The organism is Parabacteroides sp. B2-S-102 (assembly GCF_023656665.1).
GTDB classification, from domain to species: Bacteria; Bacteroidota; Bacteroidia; order Bacteroidales; family Tannerellaceae; genus Parabacteroides; species Parabacteroides distasonis.
This window is the reverse complement of sequence record NZ_JAMOKM010000017.1, coordinates 1-22091: the sequence shown is the minus strand read 5'-3', so window position 1 is coordinate 22091 and position 22091 is coordinate 1. Positions and strand designations below refer to the sequence as shown.

Genomic DNA, 22091 nt, shown 5'->3' with positions numbered 1-22091 from the left:
AAATAGAATCGATATATGAAACAGTTTATAAATGTAAAAAGAGTATTTACCGTATTGATTATACTTTTGTTATTAATATCGTGTAGGGTCGAAACTGATTATAGACCATTATTTGACAAAGATTTATCAAATGCTGATTATGATAGTTCGGTTTGGACCTTTAAAAATGGCATACTTACTGCCACAGCCGATCAATCTATTTGGACAAAGGTGCAGTATGAAAATTTTATCTTGGATTTAGAATTCAAGACAGATGTGAATACAAATAGTGGGGTTGTGATTTATTGTACGGATAAGGGTAATTGGATCCCATCTTCCATTGAGATTCAAATAGCCGATGATCATCATCCTGAATGGCAATCATATCCAGAATATTGGCGTTGTGGTTCTATTTATGGACATAAAGGAGCAAATGAACAATTGGTCGTGAAGAAACCGGGAGAATGGAACCGAATGATTATCACTGCTAAAGGTCAGCAGATAGATATCGAATTGAATGGAAAACATATTGTTTCGGCTAATTTAGCAGATTGGACTTCTGGAACAACAAATCCAGATGGAACAGAGATTCCGGAATGGCTACCAATCCCGTATGCGAATATGCCAACAAAAGGTTATATTGGTTTGCAAGGGAAACATGGAGAATCTAATATTTGGTTTAGGAATATTCAACTGAAACAACTTTAAAATCATCATTATTATGAGACATATATCAAGAAGAGATTTTTTGAAGACAGGAGCTTTAGCAGCAGGTTTAACGATCGTACCAAATTCTGTTTTAGGTAAAACGCATGGGTTTACTTCACCAAGTGATAAATTGAATATTGCTGGAGTTGGTGTCGGTGGAATGGGCCGTGGTAATTTACGGAATATGAGTACAGAGAATATTGTGGCTTTATGTGATGTAGATTGGAGATATGCAGAGAAGACTTTCAATGATTATCCAAAAGCAAAAAAATTTAAAGATTGGCGTGTTATGTTCGATGAGTTCGGAAAATCAATTGATGCGATATTGGTTGCTACTCCAGACCATACACATGCAGGAGTTACTGCTCATGCTATTACATTAGGGAAGCATTGTTATACTCAAAAACCTTTAACTCATTCTGTTTATGAATCTCGTTTACTAGCAAAACTCGCTAAAAAATATAAAGTAGCGACGCAAATGGGTAATCAAGGAAATTCTTTTGATTGGTGTCGTCAAATAGCAGAGTGGATTCAATCCGGTGTTATTGGGGAAGTATATGAAGTTCATTGTTGGACAGATCGTCCGATTTGGCCTCAAGGATTAATGCGGCCTAGCGATAATCCGAAATGCCCGAAGACTCTTGATTGGGATTTGTTTATTGGACCGGCGCAAAAAAGACCATATAATCCAGTTTATACACCTTGGAATTGGCGGGGATGGTGGGACTTTGGAACGGGTGCTTTAGGAGATATGGCTTGCCATATTATGGACCCACTTTATTGGGCACTTGATTTGAAGTATCCGATAAGTGTGATAGGTAGTTCAACCTTGAGTAATTTATATTCGCCACCTCATGCACAAATTGTAACTTATACGTTCCCGGCTCGTCCCCCAAAAGGAAACACAAAAATGCCTGAGGTTAAGGTATATTGGTATGATGGAGGTTTAATGCCTCCTCGTCCGGAGGAATTAAAAGATGGACAAATGATGGGAGATGAAAATGGTGGTATTATTTTTATTGGGACAAAAGGGAAAATCATGACTGGCTGTTATGGAATGAATCCAACTTTATTGCCCGTATCTGATATGGAACATTTTAACCAGCCTAAGCCTTCAATACCAAGAGTTAAAGGAGGTAATGGCAATATTTGGTCTACGAATGCCCATGAGCAAGATTGGATTCGTGCTTGTAAAGAATCTCCAGAAAACCGAGTAGAATCATCTTCAAATTTCCAATTCTCCGGACCTTTTAATGAAATGGTAGTAATGGGAGTTCTTGCGGTACGTCTTTCTGGTCTTCATGGGCTACATAGAGAATTGTTATGGGATGGAGAGAATATGAAATTTACCAATATATCTCCTACTGACACAATTAAGATTGTAACAGTTGATGATTTTAAAGTTGTTGATGGTGATCCTCGTTTTGATCGTCGTTTTGCGGACTTTAATGCTCTTGATGTTGCGAATGAGTGGATTAAGCATACTTATAATAATGGGTTTAGTTTACCCAGTATGCCATTCTGAGAACATAGAAAGGTCGTGAACTTCTGTTGGATGTCATTTAGTTAAAGAGTATCTGTAGTAGATAGAGGTTATTTCTTTTCAAGAGGAAATAACCTCTTCTTATTTTTTTATTTTATATTTGTTCGGTCAATATGTGCTAGAGGAGATGGATGTAGAACGGATATACCTAGAACGATTACGAAGCGGTTCATACAGAGACTTTACGAAACTGTATGAATCATACGCTTCACGCCTATATGCGTTCGCATTGCACTTGACTCATTCTGATGCTCTTGCAAAAGATATTGTACAAGAGACATTTATCAAAGTGTGGGTGCGGAGAGAACAAATTGATTTAGATATGTCTTTCAGTGCTTTCCTATTTACGATGGCCAAGAACCAATTATTGAATGAGTTTCGTAGGCAGGCAAATAGTCCGCTTTTTTTGGAAGATGTTGTACTGAATGAGTCTGGAGATGGAGAGGAAACAGCGATTGAACGTAAATTATCTTTTGAGGAATTTAACCATAGACTGGAAATAGCGAAACAAAAGTTGACACCTCGCCAACGAGAACTGTTTGAGTTAAATAAGGAACAAGGTATAACTATAACAGAAATAGCGGCTAAAGCCTTAATTTCAGAACAATCTGTGCGTAACCAGTTATCGCAAGCCTTACATGTTTTAAGAAAGGAGCTCGGTAAGTATGCTTTGCTGTTCTCTCTTTTCTTTATCGGATAAATAAAATTGAAAAATAATATTCTTATGTTTTATAACATCTAAAAAGGCATGTTATAAATTAACGGCTCATGTGTATACCTTATAAAAAGGATATTATGCAGGAATCACATACATATTATTTGCTCTCAAAGTACATGGATCATACGATCTCTACGGAAGAGTTGAAAACACTACGGCTTTTGGTTAATTTGTCTGATGATGATGAATTATCGCTGTCATTGTCTCATTTATGGGAAAATGGGCGACCCTTTGAAGAGGTTGATGAGAGAATCATACGAGATATGTTCAGTGAGATTCAAAATCGAACGAGAAAAGAACGATTCGTTATGGTGTTTAGGAAACTGGCTCGTATCGCCGCAATACTATTAATACCTTTATTAAGTATATTGTCTGGTTATTTATATTTCAATCCAGTCGATCAGAAGGGTAGCATTGGCAATTTAGTGGTTCATGCCGATAGAGGGGAAAGATCGGGGGTGACTTTACCGGATGGAACACAAGTAAAACTAAATGCGGAATCGAGCTTAAGTTACACTCACGATTTCGGTCGAGAGCTTCGACAGGTCAATTTAGAGGGAGAGGCCTATTTTGAGGTGACTCGGAATGAGGATAAACCTTTCGTGGTACATACTGAATATCTGGATATAGAAGTGTTGGGCACAAGTTTTAATGTGTATTCGTATGAGCGGGAGAATGTCATGGAAATGGCCTTGATATCGGGACGGATCAAGATACAGACTTGTTCAGACCCTTCTCGTGTCGTTTATCTAAAACCAAATGAAAAAGCATTGTTCAATAAAGAATCGGGTATTATAACCGTGGAGAAAACAGATAATCGATTTGAAACGGCGTGGTTAAGAGGAGACCTCGTTTTTCGATCAACGAAATTAAGTGATGTCTTGGCCAAACTAGAGCGTAGATATGGCGTGAATATCCATTTGAATGATTTTTCTTTAGCGAATGACTTATTTACCGGAAATTTTGATAGTGAATATATCGTAGATGTAATGGACCTTTTAGAGAGGCATTATGACTTTACATATGATATACGAGGAGATGATATCTTTATACATCCTTGAGCGAGTGAAAATAAAATGTATAACCTTAAATCAGTTCTTATGCGACAAGATTCTTCATAATAAAAACGGAACCGAAAAATGGTCGAGATTTTCCGGTTCCCCAATTAATACTCCATTTACGAGAATGGCGATCAAGCCATAAAACGGATTGTATCAATTTTAAAAAATAATATATGTTCAAAAGTAGAAAAAATCAATGTAGCTATATAATTTTTTTGGCTCTATTTCTGTTTTTTAATCCTATTTTGGTATTAGCTCAGACAGGAAGTGTCACTCTTTCCATGAAGAATGCTACATTAAAGCAATTTTTTGAGGCTGTAGAGAAACAAACCACATATATATTCTCTTATCGGGATGCTATAGTGGAAGGAAAGAAAGAGGTAACTTTAAACGTGACGAATCAGCCGATTCGGCGTTTGTTAGATGATGTACTGCATCAAAGAGACTTGCAATATACGATGACAGGGCATTCAATTGTCGTAACTTTAAAGACTGCCGGTAATGTAAAGCTGGTATCTGGTACTGTCGTGGATAGTAACGGTGAACCGATTATCGGAGCGAATGTTGTTGAGAAAGGAACTACGAATGGAACGGTAACGGATATTTCGGGAAATTTCTCATTAAATATAAATGATAGCGGTATTTTACAGATCTCGTATATTGGGTTTAATACTCAAGATGTAGCTGTGAACGGAAAATCAAGTTTAATGATAAACTTGAAGGAAGATACTCAAAAACTGGATGAGGTAGTCGTTGTTGGTTATGGCGTGCAGAAGAAGTCGAATGTAACGGGATCTGTGGCTTCTATTAAGACGGATGATTTTAATGATTTAAATATGGATGTGTCGCATGTTATTCAAGGCCGTGTGGCAGGTGTCAATGTTTCCAATGGGAATATTATCATTCGTGGAGCGGCTTCTATCAATGGCGCAGATCCGTTGTGGATCGTGGATGGAGTGCCGGGTAGCGCTCTTAATTTTAATGATATAGAATCTATCGAGATCTTGAAGGATGCGGCTTCGACTGCTATTTACGGTGCTCGGGGAGCAGGAGGTGTGATCCTTGTTACCACTAAAAAGGGAAAGATAGGGAAACTTTCTATTAATGCGAGAGTAAACTTTGGAATAGAGACTCCGATCGATTTGCCGGATATGCTGCATACCGCGGACTTTATTGACCGGAAATTGGCGGTAGGCTTCCCTAATAATCCCAATTCCGGCTGGGATAATCCCGCTTCGCTACCAGATACAGACTGGGAAGATCTGGTTTGGCGTAATGCTTTTAGGCAAAACTATTTTTTACAGATGACGGGTGGTAATGAGAAAACTACATTTAATATGTCTGCGGAGTTCTACAAGAATCAGTTTATCGAACGTTATTCATTTGAGGATGCGGGTAATTTCCGTGTGGCTAGCCAGACAAATATAAGTAAACGCGTGAAATTTTCCGAGATCCTGACTGTTGGTTTTAATAATACGGATCCCCATTTGTATGGGCAGACGAATAATGATTATGTTTATTACCGCCAAGTTCCTACGATGGTGCCTTATGATAATACCAACGAAGCTGGTGGAGGTTGGGGAAAACATCCGGCAGGTGGTTACTACGAGGGACCTAATCATGTGGCTACACTAATGTCTCATCATGAGAATGAACGTAGGTTTTGGGCCCGGGCAAATGCGATTTTGGATTGGGAGATTATCAATGATTTAAAATTCCAAGCGAATTTCTCTGCCAATTTTGACTCCCATGCGAATAATTTGTTTTTAGAGTCATGGAATTTGGGATCTTTATCTCAACAGGATTATTACTCGAAAGATTATGGCTCCGGTTATGATTTACGTATGTTATATACATTGACCTATGACCATACTTTTGGGGAGAAACACTATGTAAAAGGTATGGTTGGCTACGAGGCTTATCGGGCGACGGCTTCTTCGGCAGGTGGTTGGAAAAATGGCTTTTTGGTTCAGCCTTCGGATGATATTAGTTTAGGTACGGGAGATAAAGATGTATCCGGAACGAAAACGGAAGGTCGTAGTTTATCCCAGTTCGCTCGTGTAAACTATGCTTATGATGACAGGTATTTGCTAGAGGCTAGTATTCGTCGGGATGGTTATGATAACTTTGGTCCAGAGAATCGGTTTGGTGTGTTTCCTTCTGCTTCTGTCGGTTGGAATGTGGGAAAAGAGAGCTTCGTAAAGGATAATATAACATGGATGTCTCAATTGAAATTGAGAGGAAGTTATGGTAAAATTGGTAACAATACAATTCCTCAATTCTTGTATGAACCTTCTTTTACGAATAATTATCTATATTATTCATATGATGGGCAAAATACGCAGAGAGGATTCTGGTATTCAAATGTTGCGAATGCTACGATTAAATGGGAAGACGTGGCCCAATGGAATATAGGTGTTGACGCAAGTTTTCTGGATAATCGCTTGAATACGACAATCGAGTATTATGATAAGAAAACTTCCGATATGTTATATTCAGTAGGTGTGCCACCTTCTGCCGGACCTTCTTCGGAACCATTTAGCGAGACTTCTTCTTATCGGGCTAATATCGGAAAGATAAGCAATAGAGGTTTCGAATGGATGGTTCAATGGAGGGATTCCTATAAAGATTTTAGGTATGACGTGGCTTTTACGTTGTCTACCAACAAGAACAAAGTGGTAAAGTTAAGTGACCAAGTGAATCCGATCATTTGGGCTGGAAGCGATGCGGCTTTGAATAGTTCTATTTATCGTACGGAAAATGGACAACCGATGGGACAGATGTATGGATATGTCGTGGATGGTATTATTCAAGACCAAGCGGAAATCGATGCCTTAAACGCTCAATCTCCGGATGGATTGTACCAACAAGCAGGTACGGCTCCGGGTGATTTGAAATATAAGGATTTAAATGGAGACGGAAAGGTGACGAATGAGGATAAGACATATATCGGTAATCCTTGGCCGGATTTGATGTATGGATTGAATATAAATTTGTCATGGAAAGGCTTTGATTTAAGTATGGGCTGGTTAGGAAACGCAGGTGTTGATGTCTTTAATAGCGCTAAGCTTTATGAAAGAAGTTTCTATGGCGACTATAATACGACTTATAAGGTATATGAGGCGTGGAGTCCGACGAACCGGGCTACTTCACATCCTCGAGTAACGAAAGAGGATCCGAATGGAAACTTCAAGAATGTCTCCTCTTATTTTGTGGAGGATGGTTCTTTCTTTAAATTGAAGAATTTACATTTCGGCTATAATTTACCGAAATCAATACTTTCTCATTTGAAGATAGAAGGTTTGAAGTTTTATATTAACTGCGATAATTTATTTATTATCACAAAGTTCCAAGGAGATCCTGAATTGGGTGGTGGATATTTGGAACGAAATATGTATTCTGTGAAACGGGCTCCCTCCACCCGCACCATTATGGGCGGTTTAAGTTTAACCCTCTAAATTAATAGGAAGATGAAGAAATTAGTTATATTATTAGCTGCTGCGTTAACTTTTAATAGTTGTTCGGATAGTTTTCTGGATTTATCAAATCCCAGTGCGTTATCTCCAAGTGTCTACCCTAAATCTATGGCGGATATGGAGACTATCGTAACTTCAGTTTATGCGAATATGGTCGCTGTGCCTTTGTATGGAAAAAGGGTTATGGCGAAAGGGACATTCTGTGTGGATCATACGGTAGATATGGCTTGGACTGGTGACGCCAACTGGAACCAGTTGGCGACCAATCAAGTGACTTCTGATAATGCTTACATTGGGACGTTATGGATTGGTTATTATAAAATGATTTCTTGTGCGAATACCGTATTGGAGCAATTGGAAAGAATCGACAAGGAGAAGTTTACGGATGCGGATTTAGCAAGACTTTCGCAGATGAAGGGAGAAGCTTTGTTTTGGAGAGGTTGGGCACACCAACAGTTAGTAGCGTTTTTTGGGGAGGGATATCCTTGCAACGGGGATGGCGATAAAAAAGGTGTACCTGTTCGTTTACAGGTAGCATCGACTCCGGATATGCTAAATATAGAACGTAGCACGGTGGCCGAGGTTTACGATCAGATCTTGAAAGATTATGAGGCAGCCAAACTTTTGCTACCTGCCGTATGGGAAGAGCGGGCGGACTATCCACGTCCAACCTCTGTTGCCGTTGCTAGTTACATCGGGCAAGCGAATTTGTATATGGGTAATTATGATGCGGCAAAGAAAGCGTTGAAAGAGGTTATTGATTCTTCCGGAAAAGAATTGCTCCCTTTCAATGAATATGCGAAGATGTTTAATGAGGATCAGGAGAAATTTAATAGAGAATCGATCTTAGAGATTAATTTCCGTAATGGGGATACTTCCGGATATTTTTGGTATGGAGAAGGTTCTCAATATGGATTGATCGCTGCCTTATGTTTCCAGAACGCAAGTGGAGATGTTGAGGCGGCCGGTTGGGGTAATATTTTCTTTCATGATGCGAATATTAAACGTTTTAATGGAGATCCTCGTCTGGATATCGCCGCTTTGCGTCCGGGAACTCCTGTTATTATGAATGGACAGCAGACGCAGGTTCTGAAATATAAGGATACGGAGGCTGACATTCAAGGTTGGAGCATGCGAAAATACAATCCGTTGAAAAGTACGGTGAATGAGTTGAATTTAGGGGTTGGTATTAATATGTATTTGATGCGTTTGGCGGATGTATATTTGATGTATGCGGAAGCTTGTCAGGCTACGGGAGATGAGGTAAATGCCCGGAACTATATGAATCTGGTAAGAAGAAGAGCTTATAATGGAGATAGTTCCCATGATATAACGGCTAGTGGAGAAGCTTTGAGAGATGCGATTCGGGAGGAACGTTTCATGGAGTTCTGCGGTGAGGGCGTACAACATTGGCAAGATGTTTGCCGCTGGAAGGTCTTGGATGAGGAGATTAGCCGTTGGTATGGAAAGACACGTGTTGGTAATCCGCATTATGATGCGAAAGATTTGTATTTCCCGATACCCAAGGTTGAAATGGAGAATAATCCGAATATGACACAAAGCATAGGTTACGAGAACGAGTAGATATAACTTGTTGAAAAGTTCATCAAAGAAAAGGAATAGGATAGTTCTCTTGGGATCGCTAATCCTATTCTTTTTTTATTCCTTTATGATCATATTAAATCTTATTGAATAATGAAGATGATAGATGTATCGAAAGTAAGAGTCTTTCGGGGGAGTCTCTTTGTATTGCTTATGCTCTTTATGCGGATAGGTTGGGCCTCAAATGATGATAGCACCTATAATATCGTGGATTTTGGAGCTAAAGGAGATGGAATAACAGACAATACCCAGTTCATCAACAGGACAATAGAAGCTTGTTCCTTGAGAGGGGGAGGAACGGTTATCATTCCGGAGGGAACGTTTTTGACAGGAAGTATTCTGCTGAAAAGTAAAGTAAACTTATTCTTAGAAAGTAATGCCGTAGTGAAAGGCATAAATAATCTGGAAAAGTACCGTTCTATATCCGATCTTAATCAAGATGAGGCTTATTATAAAGTAAAACCCCGGAATTGGAACAAGGCATTGCTTTTAGGAGATCAAGTTGAAGGTGTGTCAATTACAGGAGAGGGGGTAATCGATGGTGCCCATATTCAAGATAAAAAAGGTGAAGAAGGGATGAGAGGCCCTCATATTCTCTTTTTGTCGAGATCGAAAGGGATTAAGATATCGGGAGTTAAACTACGAAGAGCATCGAACTATGCTTTTATGAGTTATGATATTGAAAGGGCTTCTTTCGATAATCTTTTAGTGGAGGAAGGATGGGATGGGATTCATATTCGTGGCGGAAAAGATATCCGTATCCGAAATTGCCGTTTTTATACGGGTGATGATGCTGTTGCGGGTGGGCTATGGAAGAATATGGTAATAGAGAATTGCTATATGAACTCATCGTGCAATGGGATAAGGTTGATAATGCCGGCTACTGGTTTAAAGATCGTTGATTGTGAATTTAGAGGTCCGGGAAAATATCCACATCGGACTTCCGGTGAACAAAAACGTAGGAATATGCTTTCTGGGATATTGCTCCAACCGGGCGCATGGTTCCCTGCGTTTGGGGAAGTAAAGGATATATTGATATCTAGCTGTTCTTTTGATCAATTGGATAATCCGTTTCTAGTCACATTGAATGAGGGGAACCGGGGAGAGCGGATCTGTCTGGAGCATATAAGAGGTACACGTTTAATGAAAGCGGCCGCCTCGGTAGAGAGTTGGGGAGATAGTAGTTTGAAAGATGTCCGGCTTTCGGATGTTTCCTTATCGTATGTTGGAAACAAAGATCAAGAAATAGTAGGACGTACTCCCTCGAAGCCATTGACCGATTATCGTGCGCTCCCTTGCTGGGGGCTTTACCTTCATAATTTAGATCGAGTGATTTTACGGAATGTTCGGTTAGATTGTGAGAATGGGAAAGTTGGCCCAGCCTCTTGTTTCGATAATGTGGGGTCCGTGGAGATTTATAATGTAAGTTTTTAATCTTAAAAAGAATTAGTATGCAAAAATATCTTTTGTTTTGTCTAGCTTTTTGTGTATTGGGTTGTTTGGCTCAAGATTTGATTGTCCGTCCGAACGATCCTATTATTTATAAGAAAGAGGGCGGTGCCTTTTTATGGCTGGGGGATACGGCTTGGGAGTTATTTCATGTATTGGATAAGGAGGAGATCGTTCATTATCTGGATAACCGGCAAGAAAAGGGCTTTACGGTAATACAGGCTGTTATCTTATCTGAACTGGATGGTTTGGATAAACCGAATGCGTATGGATATTTGCCCTTGGTTGATAAAGACCCTACCCAAATCACGGAAGGGTACTTTGAGTTGGTGGATTTTGTGATTCGAGAGGCCGGCAAACGAGGAATGTATATAGGGCTTCTACCTACTTGGGCAAACAATGTGGTAGAGAAAGACGGAAATCCAGCATTGTTTAATCCAGATAATGCGTATACATACGGGAAAATACTGGGAACCCGATATAAAAATGAAGCTGTAATATGGATTCTTGGTGGTGATAGAAATGTGGTTACGGATAAGGAGTTCGAGATCTGGCAATCTATGGCGAAAGGAATTCAGGAGGGAAATGGAGGAACACAACTAATGTCCTATCATCCGACGGGAGAGATTTCCTCGCATTATTGGTTCCACAATGAGTCTTGGCTATCATTCAATATTCTCCAAAGCGGGCATTACCGCCGGATGGATCCGGTATATCGTTTTTCGGGTATGTATGCTCAATTGAACCCGATTAAACCGTTTGTAAACGCGGAACCTTCATACGAGGACATACCGGTTCTTTTCTGGGAATATTTTGATTATGCTAAGTTCGGGAAGAAAAAGGAGGACATAATAGGTGATAACGGATTGATTAAGGATACGACTTATTTTACGGATGGAATTTACGATGACTATGATATTCGTATGCAGGCTTATTGGACTTATTTCTCTGGAGCTGCCGGATATACATATGGGAATAACGCTATTTGGCAAATGTATAAGCCGGGTGGTAAATATCATGTACCATGCCTTACGTTTTGGGATGGTGCGTTGGATAGGCCGGGAGCCGAATGTATGCGCTATGTAAAGTCTTTGTTTACGATGTATCCGTTAGATCGTTTCCGTCCGGATCTATCCGTCCTGTTCGGAATTAATTACAATGACGCAAGCTATATCACTCCCGTTTTAGCAAAAGATAAGACTTTTATTTTAGTTTATTTGAGTCAAGGGCAGGATGTAAGAATACAAATGAGTAAATTGCGATCTTTAGGTAAAGCTTATTGGTTCAATCCGAGGAATGGGGCGAGAACCTTGATCGGACCGGTCGAGAATAAGGGAATTCGTACATTCAATGCGCCCGGAGAAGCGGGAGAGAGGGGAAATGATTGGATCTTAATTTTGGAGGCGGATGATAGGTAGACGATGTATAAATTTTAAATAATAAAAGTCATTATGAAGAAGATCAATGTTTTGCTGTTAGCCTTTTTGCTGTTAAGTTTTTGGGCGAATGCCCAGCAGTATCCTTTTAACGGGTTGGATATGAATATGGGAAACCTTTCTCGTTTGTCGAATGCGCAGAGTCGTTCGATCAGTCCGGAGAATTTTACGGGGGAGAAAGGGAAAGGAGCGATGGCTGATCCCGTGAGAGATAAGGATGTCCGGAATAAGGCGAATGCGGCCGGCCCAGCGAAAGATTTGGGGAAAGGCTGGAAAGTAAATCCTTTTATTATCGTGAAACCGGGGGAGACAGTTACCATTGCGGAGATTGATGGCCCGGGGGCTATCCAGCAGATATGGATGACTCCCACTGGCAACTGGCGATTCTCGATACTCCGTATGTATTGGGACGACGAGAAAGAGCCTTCGGTTGAATGTCCGGTCGGGGATTTCTTCGCCAGTGCTTTTAATGAGTATGCCCAACTATCTTCGTTAGCGGTCTGTGTAAACCCCGGGAGCGCTTTCAATTGCTACTGGAAGATGCCGTTCCGTAAGAAAGCACGCATAACATTGGAGAATATTAACAATGCGGAAGAGATGCGTTTGTATTACCAAATTAATTATACCTTGACGGAAGTGCCGGAGGATGAGGGATATTTCCATGCACAGTTCCGTCGTTCCAACCCGACACAAGGCTCTAGCCATACGTTGGTGGATGGAATCAAGGGAAAGGGACAATATGTTGGAACTTATTTGGCTTGGCGTGTCAATGATAACTGTTGGTGGGGTGAAGGAGAGATCAAGTTCTATATGGATGGCGACAAGGAATACCCGACAATCTGTGGAACAGGTACGGAGGATTATTTCTGCGGTTCGTATAACTTCGAGAATCAGAAAACACATCAGTACCAAGAATTCACCACTCCTTATGCGGGAATGCACCAAGTGATCCGTCCGGATGGCCTATATCGGGCTGTTACGGCGTTCGGCTTGTATCGCTGGCATATCTTGGACCCGGTTCGTTTTGAAAAGGATCTGAAGGTTACGATTCAAGATTTGGGTTGGCGGCACGACGGTAGGTATAATAACCAGAAGTCGGATATCTCATCGACTACTTTCTGGTATCAGGCGGAACCACACGCTAAATTCCCGGCATTACCCAGTAAGGATGATTTGGAGATTCCGAGATGGTAAATGGCCTGTGGTAAGATGTTAAATGTTATTTCCGATTAAACCTTTCCTTTTTATCGATGTCTATTCTTTCGAAGCGCTTCATAAACAGGTAATTTATAATAAAAGTAATAAGTAGTAGTTTATGAAAAAGGTAATAGGATTGTGTTTGGTTGTATTGTTGAGTTCAACTTCTGTGTTCGCTCGTGAGAACAGGCGTATGGACAAGCGTAAGATGGATCCGTCCGCACGTTGCGAGAAGATGATCGCCGACTTGAAGCTGGATGAGAAACAAGCGGTGGAGTTCCGTAAACTTCAAAAAGAGTATATGGAAAAGGCTCAAAAAGAACGTGAGGCGATGAAGGCTGAGCGTGAGAAGCAACGGGAAAAGATGTTGGCCATGCGTGAGGATAAGAACGCCCAGATGAAAAAAATATTGACGGAGGAACAATACAAACAATATCTGGAAAAACAGCAGCCTAAAGGGAATAAACATGGCAGAAAACATCTAGGTAACGGACGTAGATAAAGAAGTCTATAGATAGATAAAATGGCCGGGGTAGCGATTATCCCGGCCATTTTAGTTCTAATCGGCTGCTTCAACCACATACCAAGTATATCCGTTGGCAGGGATTTTAACCGTAAGCTCCACCGTATAGTCCCGGTTCAGTTTGTAGGTGACAGGCTTTTGCTCTTTTTCCCGGATGCGGGCTGTTTGTGTCAGGCCGGTATAATAGAGTGGAATATGGATCGTACGGGTGATCTCTTGATGGGTCGGATTGAAGAACATGGCTAGACCTTTCTCCTTCTTGTGAGGATTGACGTGTATGAACCCGTCCCAGTCTCGTGCGTCCGGCCGGCGTAAGTGGATCATATCGCTGTTGAGTATATCGCGGTATTTCTTATACCATTGAATAACCTCGGTTACGGCCGCTTGGGTTTCCGGGGTATCATATAGGCGTGGCCCTCGATAGCAAGCTTGGACACCAGCTCCGTAATTTTGCATCATATGTGTTTTGTATTCGAACAAGTGTTCGTGGAGGGGCTCCAAGGTGGCGGCCTCTCCTCCTCCTTGATACTCCACGAGAGGAACGAAGCTCCAGCATGCCGAAGCCATCCGATCCCATGTACCATCATAATTCAATTGGCGGGCATGGATGATCTGCCGGTCCCGGGGAAGCGACCAGTTGGCTTCACGGTAACCAATGCCTGTCTTGGTAGACCCGTTCAAGAAATAGAAATCGGGAACATTGATATAAATGCCATTCTCGCACATCCAACGATAGAGATCGGTTATCTTATGGAACTGATTCCATTGGGAATCTTCCAGCCCTTTATGATAGGTATGGTGGGTGGAGGCGCATACGTCGCCGGGATAGGAGCCGTCGTGCTCGAAGCAACGCATGCCCGTACGCTCGAAGAAGGTTCGTATATGATGGAAATACTCATATCCCCAATCGCTGCACAGGCAGGGAGCGCTACCGAAACGCATGCCTCCCCGTTTGCCCGTCTTGGGATTGATAACATCCACCTCGTCGCTGATCCAACGGCTTGATAAGAGGGAGTAACATCCTAACTCTACACCTTTGCCGCGGGCGTAATCTACCAAGGATTTATATTTGGCGATATTTTCTTCCGAGATATCCTCGGCGTTCAATCCAGACCCGAAGCTGATGATCACCATCTCGTAGCCCACGGTAGCGCATTGATCGATAGCGGTACGAATAACATCCGGATCGGAAGAGGTAAGGTGCATGAAGATCGGATTCTCCGTAGCCCATGGAGCTACCGTATAATGAAAGCGTCGTTTGAACAAGCCCTTCCGTTCCCGGTCATCGCTGTCGAACGGCATCTCGTATACGCTGAAGGACTTGAACTCCTGGCCCGCCGCTAGGGTATAATCGGGACCTAGCTTGGGCGATACGTCTAATATGCAAGGCGTGAGCAAAGGATAGTTGCGTTGGGAGGTATATTCCGGATCGGCTACCCATTTCTCCGTGATATCGGTTTCCCGCTCGGTAAACTCTCCGCCACAAGCATAATCGCTTTCTATATGTATGTTCGGGAGCCTGAATTTGGAGGGATCTCCACCGCCGGGAGACTCCGGTTCGGCGAATGCCAGATATTCCAATTGAAAGGCATCGATATCTATGGACTGCGGGGTCTTGTTGGTAACCTCCATACTTTTCCGGATAACCGGGATATGATCGTATAAGTCGTAATGGAGTTCTACGGTGACACCTTCTGTTTCTTTCTCTCCTTTCAATACGAAAGTCAGTCTTTTCCCTGTGGGTACGTTCTTATTCAGTGCCCAGCGGCTTCTGGCCCATTTGATATCTTCCTGCAGCTCCTCTATGCGGAAATCCTCAATGAGAAAAGAACCGGAGCGGGTAGTCATCTGCTCGACCCATTCCATCTGGAAGTATCCGCGCTCGGGCTGGCCGGCCAGCCCGCCAAGTTCCCAACGTTTCCCGTCAATCGTCAAACTGCCTTCGCTACTTACGGCACGAAGCATACTTTCTCCGGTCATCCGGTTAAAGATATCTAGAGTGGAGAGATTGGGCAAGACACGGAACATACGTGCTACCATTCCGTTTGACAATAAGATGCTTTTGCCATCGGGAGTCGCATATATGCCGGCTTTGGATCGTGAGGGTTGTAAAAGCCAGTCGAAAGAGGTGTTTTCCAAAGGAAGCCCTTGTTGGGGCAATCGCTTGATTTTATCAAGTAATTTCTTCTCCGTACCGGATGATACCTCCGGCCCTTTCCCTTGATAGCTTGTGGAGATGATCGAGGGGATGATCTCCATATACTCTATTTGGGGCGTGATCCATAAGGCATGATCTCCGCTGGGGCCATCGTCGGTAGGCTCTACGATAAGGTCCAATATCTTTATGCCATTTAGGGGGATATCGATTGTTTTCGGGGCGTCGCCAAGTTTGACGATACCGCTGTTATAAAGCTCCTTGTCATCTCCTTTCAAGATAAATAAGACCGAGCCCGGATGTACCTTTCCGTCTTTACCTTCTAGACCAACAAATGTCTTGGCGTTTTTTCGGGTATCGAAATACATTTTCGTTCCGTCAACAAAAGGGATAACCGTGAGGCTTTTATCTGTATAATCGATATGTGAGTCGGCGATCCCGACCTGTGCTTGAAAGCGTGACGCATTCTTGTGTAAATCGATCTTGATATGGCTTTTGGCTTGTACCCCGATCACGTCATCATACGTTTTTCCTTGTATGGAGGCGGGCTCGTTGGTAACTGATTTCCCTTTGACGGCGCCACCGTAGGTTTGGTAGGATTTATTTAGGTCCATGTCCATAAGCCGGATCTCGTTCTGGCCCATGGCGTAGAGACCGGCAAATCCCGAAAGGATAGCTGTAAAGATAAGTTTATTCATAAAATCCAGTGATAAAAGAGCGTGTTATCAATGATAAAAATAAGGTGCTTCAAAAAGACTTCTTTTGAAACACCTTATTGGGTTTATAATCTAGTTTCGTTCTATTATAATGTCGTAAGTTTTAAATTACGCCAAAGAACCTTGATGCCTCCACCGTCGTGAATCTGAAGGGCGATGCGGCCTTTGCCGGCTCCGATCTTCTCGTCATTCAAGTTTACCATTTCCTGTCCGTTCAGCCAAGTCTGTACGTTGTCGCCTTGTACCTTGATACGCATCGTGTTCCAATCGCCCTCTTTCAATATATTCTCTTTCTCGTCCGGAATCTGAACCAGCCAGCCACGTCCGTACGACTCATAGATACCACCTGTATCGTGACCCTTCGGAGCTACTTCTACCTGCCAGCCGTTTACTTTCACGCCTTCCTCTACGAAAGAGCGGATGAATACGCCGGAGTTTCCGTCAGCCTCTTGCTTGAACTCTACGGTTAGATCGAAATCATCGTAATAATCACGGGTAGCGAGATAACCGTATTGTTTGTCGGGACCGCTTTCGCAGACCAATAAGCCGTCTTTTACGTACCATTTCTCCGTACCGTATGGTTCCCATCCCGTCAAATCCACGCCGTTGAACAAGTTCACTTCCTTACCGGTCTTACGGGGAAGTTCCTTGATCTTCAAGTTACGGAAAGATGCGGGATAACCATGATCTTGCAAACAAAGCACACCTTTTTTCGCCAATCCGTATTCCGGTGCGTTGGCCCATTTACCGCTATTTTTCTTAGCGTGCCAATCGTCTGTCCATGCCTCGAACTCAACGATCTTTTGTCCGTTCAACCAATGTTCCACATGTCCGTTATCGAATACGATCTTGGAGTTGTTCCATTCGCCTTGCGGATTCACCTTCATCTTGGATTTATCCGGCAAGTGCATCGCGTAATCTACGCCTAATTTCTGCCACTCTTCCAATGGCTCCGGGAAGTTCGGCTCGTCGATCAATTGATACTCCGGCCCTGTTACGTAAGGAACAGCGTATTGGGGACGCTCTACCACGTGGTACAACATACCGCTATTGCCCCCCTTGGACAATTTCCAGTCCCAAGAAAGCTCGAAGTTCTCATACTCTTTATCGGTTACGATGTAGCCACTAGCGTCGCTGCCATCACCTTTGGCTTGGATACAACCATCCACTACATGCCAAGGCTGTGTCAATGTAGTCCCGTTGTAATCTTTCCAACCATCCAATGTCTTTCCATCAAAAAGCAGGACCCATCCGTCAGCGATTTCCTCGGGAGTAAGTGTGTTTTGTTCTTGACTGGCACAAGAGGAAAACAAGGCCAGCGATACCGCACAAGAGGCTAACAAGCTTGTGGCGGCTGTTTTTTTCATTACAGATTCCATGTAAATAAAGAATTTAGGTTGATAAATTGTAACTGAATGGCAAATTTACGTAAATATCTTTGATATCTCTCTCTGTTGGAGGAAAAACGCTTCTCTCCCTAGGAAATACTTCTCCAAGAGCCTATATATTCTTTGTCGGATAAGCTCTATTTCTTAATTTGGCGGCGCTGAATTTATATTCACAGCCGCTGAATATACAAATGCCGCCGCTGATTGTAAAATCAGTGGCGATAATTTAAGAATAGAATAGGTACCGATCAGGTTTACCTATAGGTACGCATAAGTTTTATTCTGGCACAATCAACTTTTATATGTTTTTGTGGAAAAGAATCTGGATAATACTTGTTTAATCGAAGAATAATATAGATATTGCATGCATCTAATAAAGACTGAAATACCCTGCAAACCATATGATAACAATAGGCACCTTAAAACTAGATTTAGTTGCGGATCGGGAACCTTTCGTTCATGATTTATATGGTCGTTGGGATACCTTTAACCGAACCTCTTTAGAAGGGATCGTGGATGAGATTTTAAGCCGTTATGATACGGAAGATGAGTTGATCCGGATCGAGAGTTTAGATTTGGATCTAGGTGAGCTAGAAGAAGATGAATTCTATGAGCAATTCCCCCGTAGACTGGCGGAGAGACTGGACGAGACTTTCGCTTCTTATTTGCGAAGTAAAGAAGAGCATCCAGACCGAATAGCAGTTGTTCCCATCAGGCAATCTTGGCTGGAAGTATTTACCTATTATATGTCGCACGGGTATTGGCCTTGGCTGGAAGAGGAGCGACTCACCTTACCGGAGCTTCTGGATAAATTAGTACGAACATCTTCGATAGAATTAAGTCATTTCCTGCGTGAGAAGGGAAAGGCGCTTACCATTCGTAAACGTCTAGTCTTTCAATTGGATGATATCTATCAAGAACGTTTGGTACATGTGGTGGTACCCTCGGAAAGCTCGTTTATAAACGCTTATGCCCGTTTCTTGCAAGACTCTTATCCCGAGATAAAGCGTCCGGAGATAGGGAAGAATGATTACAGAAACGCTATCTGGATAATCCTATGGGGATATTTATTATCTCAGGATCAAGGCTATTTCAACCGGAAACAAATGGTGACGTACGCACTGCGGGAATTATCCGGCTATTATTCCATTTATTTTGTGGATTTACTGGGGATGCTGACGTATGATTTAGATAAGTTCGCCTCTACCCGCTTGTTCATGCCCGAGTTACTGTCGCTTTTGAAGGATATCCGGCTAGAGACATTATCGGAAAAGGAATTCACTAAAAATTTCTCTCTTTTTTCTCTGGAAGAATTGAAGGCTTTGCTCGTGCGGCGGGAGAAGAGCTTGACTTTCTTATCCGGGTATAATGAGGAACAGATTTACCTGATCGTGGAACAGGTGATCCCTGCGGAGAGTCCGTTTGTCATCGACTATGCGAGAGCGTTGGATAAGGAGAAGGAATTGGGCATGCTCGAAGGGAAAGCCGGGAATGATTTCCGGGTGCTGAAATGGGTGTTTATCTTCGAGGTTATTCTCGGTAGAAGTGGAAGCGTATATTCCCGCCATCAGTTCGCTTTCTCCGTGTTAAAGGAGTTGGCGGCGCATTATAATCTGACGGTGATGGAGTTGTTGGGATATTTTTACCGTACCTTGGCTAGTGGACTGCTAACGGCTTATCCAGCCGTTCGGGAATTGATCATTGCTTTGTACTTGAATGCTATCGATGATTCTCCCGCCGGTATATCCGTTTATTACCCGGAAGATTTGAAAGATCGGTTGTCTAATCCCGGCTTGTGCCGTTGCTTTATCCGTTTCTTGCGCGAGGAGCAAATCTATTCGGTGGTCGAGCAAACCGTTCCGGTGGAAAGCCATTTCATTATACGGTATGCCCAGACGCTGGATAAGGGGAAAGAGCAAGGGCGTTTGGAAGGAAGGGTGGGTGACGAGTTCCGGCTGTTGAAATGGGAATTTATCTTTCTGGTGCTGTTTAGTGCGCCATTGTCCGCTTTTAGCCGGAAACAATTCGTACGTTCGGTGTTGGGACAGTTCTCTGCCCATTATAATATCACGGTGCGGGAGCTGATCTCCTATTTCCATGAGGGAACACATGGGGAACATCCATGGGTCCCGGAAGAGTTACGTGAGATAATAGATCTGCTGTACGAGGATATGGATAAGGAATCTCCCGAGCCTTTATTCTCTGTTTGGTTGAATGAGGAGAGGAAAGCCTATCGGTTCGGGCAATTTATAATCACGGGCCGTGCCGATGAACCGCTGGGCGATCTATTCGAGTACGTGAGGGACTTGGAGAAGACGAACCCGAAAGTCTTACTGGACCAATTACGGCAATTGAAGGATATTCCTTCATCCGGAATAAGGGTGGAAGAACCGATAGAGGCCGCTCGTATCTTCGCTTCCTTATTACTGCTTGTCATCCGTGAATACGGTCTGGCTTTTCCGAATCAGGTATCCTTGATCCAATACCTTACGAATGTAAAAGAGAATCGTACATTTGGAGATGCTGCTCGGCTGCGCTTGTTATTGCATGAGTGTATGTTGGAGAATATGGATGCGTTTACACGTACCATGGATGCTTTACTGGGCACGAAACCGGGGAAAGCGCCCGAGCTTCCCATCCGTACTGCTTTTCCCGCTATCTATCCGTCCAATTCCAAAAAAATGGAATTATTGGAGGAATTATATACAGGGGCGACTCCCGCTTTGCGCTTACTTGTAGAGGAGGTAATCCGCTTGTTTCGTCTCAATAGCTTCGGGTTGGAAGAGAACCTTTGGTTGGGGTGGTTACAGGCTCTTTCCGGCAACGTTTACCGGAATTATTCCAAGGATGGATTGTTGTTCCTCTTTTGGCAGCGTTTGAGGGAGTCTGTGCCAGAGGAGGAATTACGTAAGATCGAGACTTTTATAGGGCGACATATAACTAATTTACCTGAATTGTCAGTTTTTATATATCAACTTAAAAATAATATGAATATGAACGTTTTGAATGGCCAGTTAAAAGACCATGGCGTGTCTATTGACAATGCGGGCCTAGTGATCATAGCCGTCTACCTGCCAATGCTTTTTAATCGGTTAGGCTACTTGAGTGATGACAGGAGTGACTTTAAATCGAAAGAATGCCAAGTGAAAGCTATTTTTGTGTCCCAATGTTTTGTGACGGATGAATACTATTAAATGATAACATTATGAATGCGGATCGGATACAGATTCAAGAAGGACCTTCGCAGGTCTTTCAAAACCGTAAAGGTGAATCAACACAATTGATGGAAGATAATCGGGTACAATCTGTCTTGCAGGCTAAAATGGTGGAAACTATGCAACGTGACGCGATGGATGAGGATGATTTGCAGCAAGGTAAGTTCGCCGTTCAGCGGGATGTGGAAGATGAGGATGAGCTTCTTCAAGGAAAATTTGTGGCCCAACGGCAAACGAAGAACCAGACAGGGATTCCGGATTATGTAATCCAAGGCATGGAGTCTTCCTTCGGGACGGATTTCTCTTCGGTACGTGTACACCCGGATTCATCGAAAGCGCCGGAGGTTGGGGCTTTGGCATATACGTAAGGTACGGATATCCATTTCGCCCCGGGACAATTCAAACCGGATACGTCTGCCGGACAGCAGCTATTGGGACATGAGTTGACACACGTCATCCAGCAAGCAGAGGGACGTGTGCAGCCTACTACCGAGGTAGGTGGAATGGCCGTTAACGATGATTTATCCTTGGAACACGAGGCGGATGTGATGGGCGCTAAAGCTGCTTCTGTCTTATGAACGAGTGGATCGATTGGTTCCAGCGGGTATTGGATGTCTCTATTCGTTTGTATTTCCGGCAGGAGTGCGATTTATCTTCCGTCTATGATATCGCACTCCCGAAGGCAGGACCGCTTTGGAAGGCGTTGTTGCCGGAACAGGTCGATCCTACTTTCGATGAGTGGATGGTGTTGATGTTGGCCTTAATGCCTCATCTTTCTCCGCAGGTGTTGGATATTTTCTTTGTAAGCATTCGATAAACTCCCCCTTTCATTCTAAAAATGTGATATTACTTTTGTAATCAAAGTAAAAAAGCTCAATTGTTATGTCACATCAATGGACCATGGAAGATTTTGAATCTATTTATT

General features: G+C 42.7%; 13 protein-coding genes and 2 pseudogenes. 13 read left to right on the top strand and 2 right to left on the bottom strand.

The window, feature by feature from the left end; translation table 11 throughout:
* Nucleotides 1-15: 15 nt before the first annotated feature.
* The 10 genes from NBH07_RS17615 to NBH07_RS17570 all read left to right on the top strand — a co-directional run bounded on the left by NBH07_RS17615 (nucleotide 16) and on the right by NBH07_RS17570 (nucleotide 13671).
* The gene (locus NBH07_RS17615; RefSeq protein ID WP_009018302.1) at nucleotides 16-687 is read left to right on the top strand and encodes a 3-keto-disaccharide hydrolase; all 672 of its coding nucleotides are present in this window, start codon (nucleotides 16-18) and stop codon (nucleotides 685-687) included.
* 13 nt (nucleotides 688-700) lie between these two features.
* The gene (locus NBH07_RS17610; protein WP_009018301.1) at nucleotides 701-2212 is read left to right on the top strand and encodes a glycoside 3-dehydrogenase; all 1512 of its coding nucleotides are present in this window, start codon (nucleotides 701-703) and stop codon (nucleotides 2210-2212) included.
* Nucleotides 2213-2357: 145 nt separating this feature from the next.
* On the top strand, nucleotides 2358-2930 hold the full coding sequence (locus NBH07_RS17605) for an RNA polymerase sigma factor (RefSeq protein WP_008773822.1): 573 nt from the start codon (nucleotides 2358-2360) through the stop codon (nucleotides 2928-2930).
* Between the two features lie 68 nt (nucleotides 2931-2998).
* Complete coding sequence (locus NBH07_RS17600; protein ID WP_009018300.1) at nucleotides 2999-4009, top strand: FecR family protein; 1011 nt, start codon at nucleotides 2999-3001, stop codon at nucleotides 4007-4009.
* A gap of 281 nt (nucleotides 4010-4290) precedes the next feature.
* Nucleotides 4291-7467, top strand: coding sequence for a TonB-dependent receptor (locus tag NBH07_RS17595; RefSeq protein WP_232284146.1), 3177 nt, complete (start codon nucleotides 4291-4293; stop codon nucleotides 7465-7467).
* Between the two features lie 12 nt (nucleotides 7468-7479).
* On the top strand, nucleotides 7480-9069 hold the full coding sequence (locus NBH07_RS17590; protein WP_005861411.1) for a RagB/SusD family nutrient uptake outer membrane protein: 1590 nt from the start codon (nucleotides 7480-7482) through the stop codon (nucleotides 9067-9069).
* A gap of 111 nt (nucleotides 9070-9180) precedes the next feature.
* Entirely contained in the window at nucleotides 9181-10521 is a 1341-nt protein-coding gene (locus tag NBH07_RS17585; protein WP_005861413.1) for a glycoside hydrolase family 28 protein, read from the top strand.
* A gap of 17 nt (nucleotides 10522-10538) precedes the next feature.
* Nucleotides 10539-11954 carry a glycoside hydrolase family 140 protein gene (locus tag NBH07_RS17580; RefSeq protein WP_005861415.1) on the top strand — a complete coding sequence of 472 codons (1416 nt, stop codon included), beginning with the start codon at nucleotides 10539-10541 and terminating at the stop codon, nucleotides 11952-11954.
* A gap of 33 nt (nucleotides 11955-11987) precedes the next feature.
* Nucleotides 11988-13166, top strand: a complete 1179-nt coding sequence (locus tag NBH07_RS17575; RefSeq protein WP_008780730.1) for a glycoside hydrolase family 172 protein — start codon at nucleotides 11988-11990, stop codon at nucleotides 13164-13166.
* Between the two features lie 121 nt (nucleotides 13167-13287).
* Nucleotides 13288-13671, top strand: a complete 384-nt coding sequence (locus NBH07_RS17570) for a DUF4890 domain-containing protein (protein ID WP_005861419.1) — start codon at nucleotides 13288-13290, stop codon at nucleotides 13669-13671.
* Between the two features lie 57 nt (nucleotides 13672-13728).
* On the opposite strand, the gene NBH07_RS17565 is transcribed toward NBH07_RS17570, so the two are convergent.
* Together NBH07_RS17565 and NBH07_RS17560 are read right to left on the bottom strand one after the other, a co-directional pair.
* The gene (locus NBH07_RS17565; protein ID WP_008780731.1) at nucleotides 13729-16545 is read right to left on the bottom strand and encodes an NPCBM/NEW2 domain-containing protein; all 2817 of its coding nucleotides are present in this window, start codon (nucleotides 16543-16545) and stop codon (nucleotides 13729-13731) included.
* 104 nt (nucleotides 16546-16649) lie between these two features.
* Nucleotides 16650-17942: a 3-keto-disaccharide hydrolase gene (locus tag NBH07_RS17560; protein WP_005861421.1), complete on the bottom strand. Its 1293-nt coding sequence runs from the start codon at nucleotides 17940-17942 to the stop codon at nucleotides 16650-16652.
* A 410-nt stretch (nucleotides 17943-18352) separates the two neighbouring features.
* On the opposite strand from NBH07_RS17560, the gene NBH07_RS17555 reads away from it, so the two are divergent.
* From NBH07_RS17555 to NBH07_RS17545, 3 genes and pseudogenes are all read left to right on the top strand, one after another.
* Nucleotides 18353-21145 (top strand): contractile injection system tape measure protein, encoded by a 2793-nt coding sequence (locus NBH07_RS17555; RefSeq protein ID WP_009018297.1) that lies wholly within the window; start codon nucleotides 18353-18355, stop codon nucleotides 21143-21145.
* A gap of 11 nt (nucleotides 21146-21156) precedes the next feature.
* Nucleotides 21157-21744: pseudogene (locus NBH07_RS22515) on the top strand (eCIS core domain-containing protein).
* Nucleotides 21741-21971, top strand: a pseudogene (locus tag NBH07_RS17545) (ATP-binding protein); the annotation flags it as partial. The pseudogenes NBH07_RS22515 and NBH07_RS17545, both read left to right, overlap by 4 nt.
* Between the last annotated feature and the right edge of the window lie 120 nt (nucleotides 21972-22091).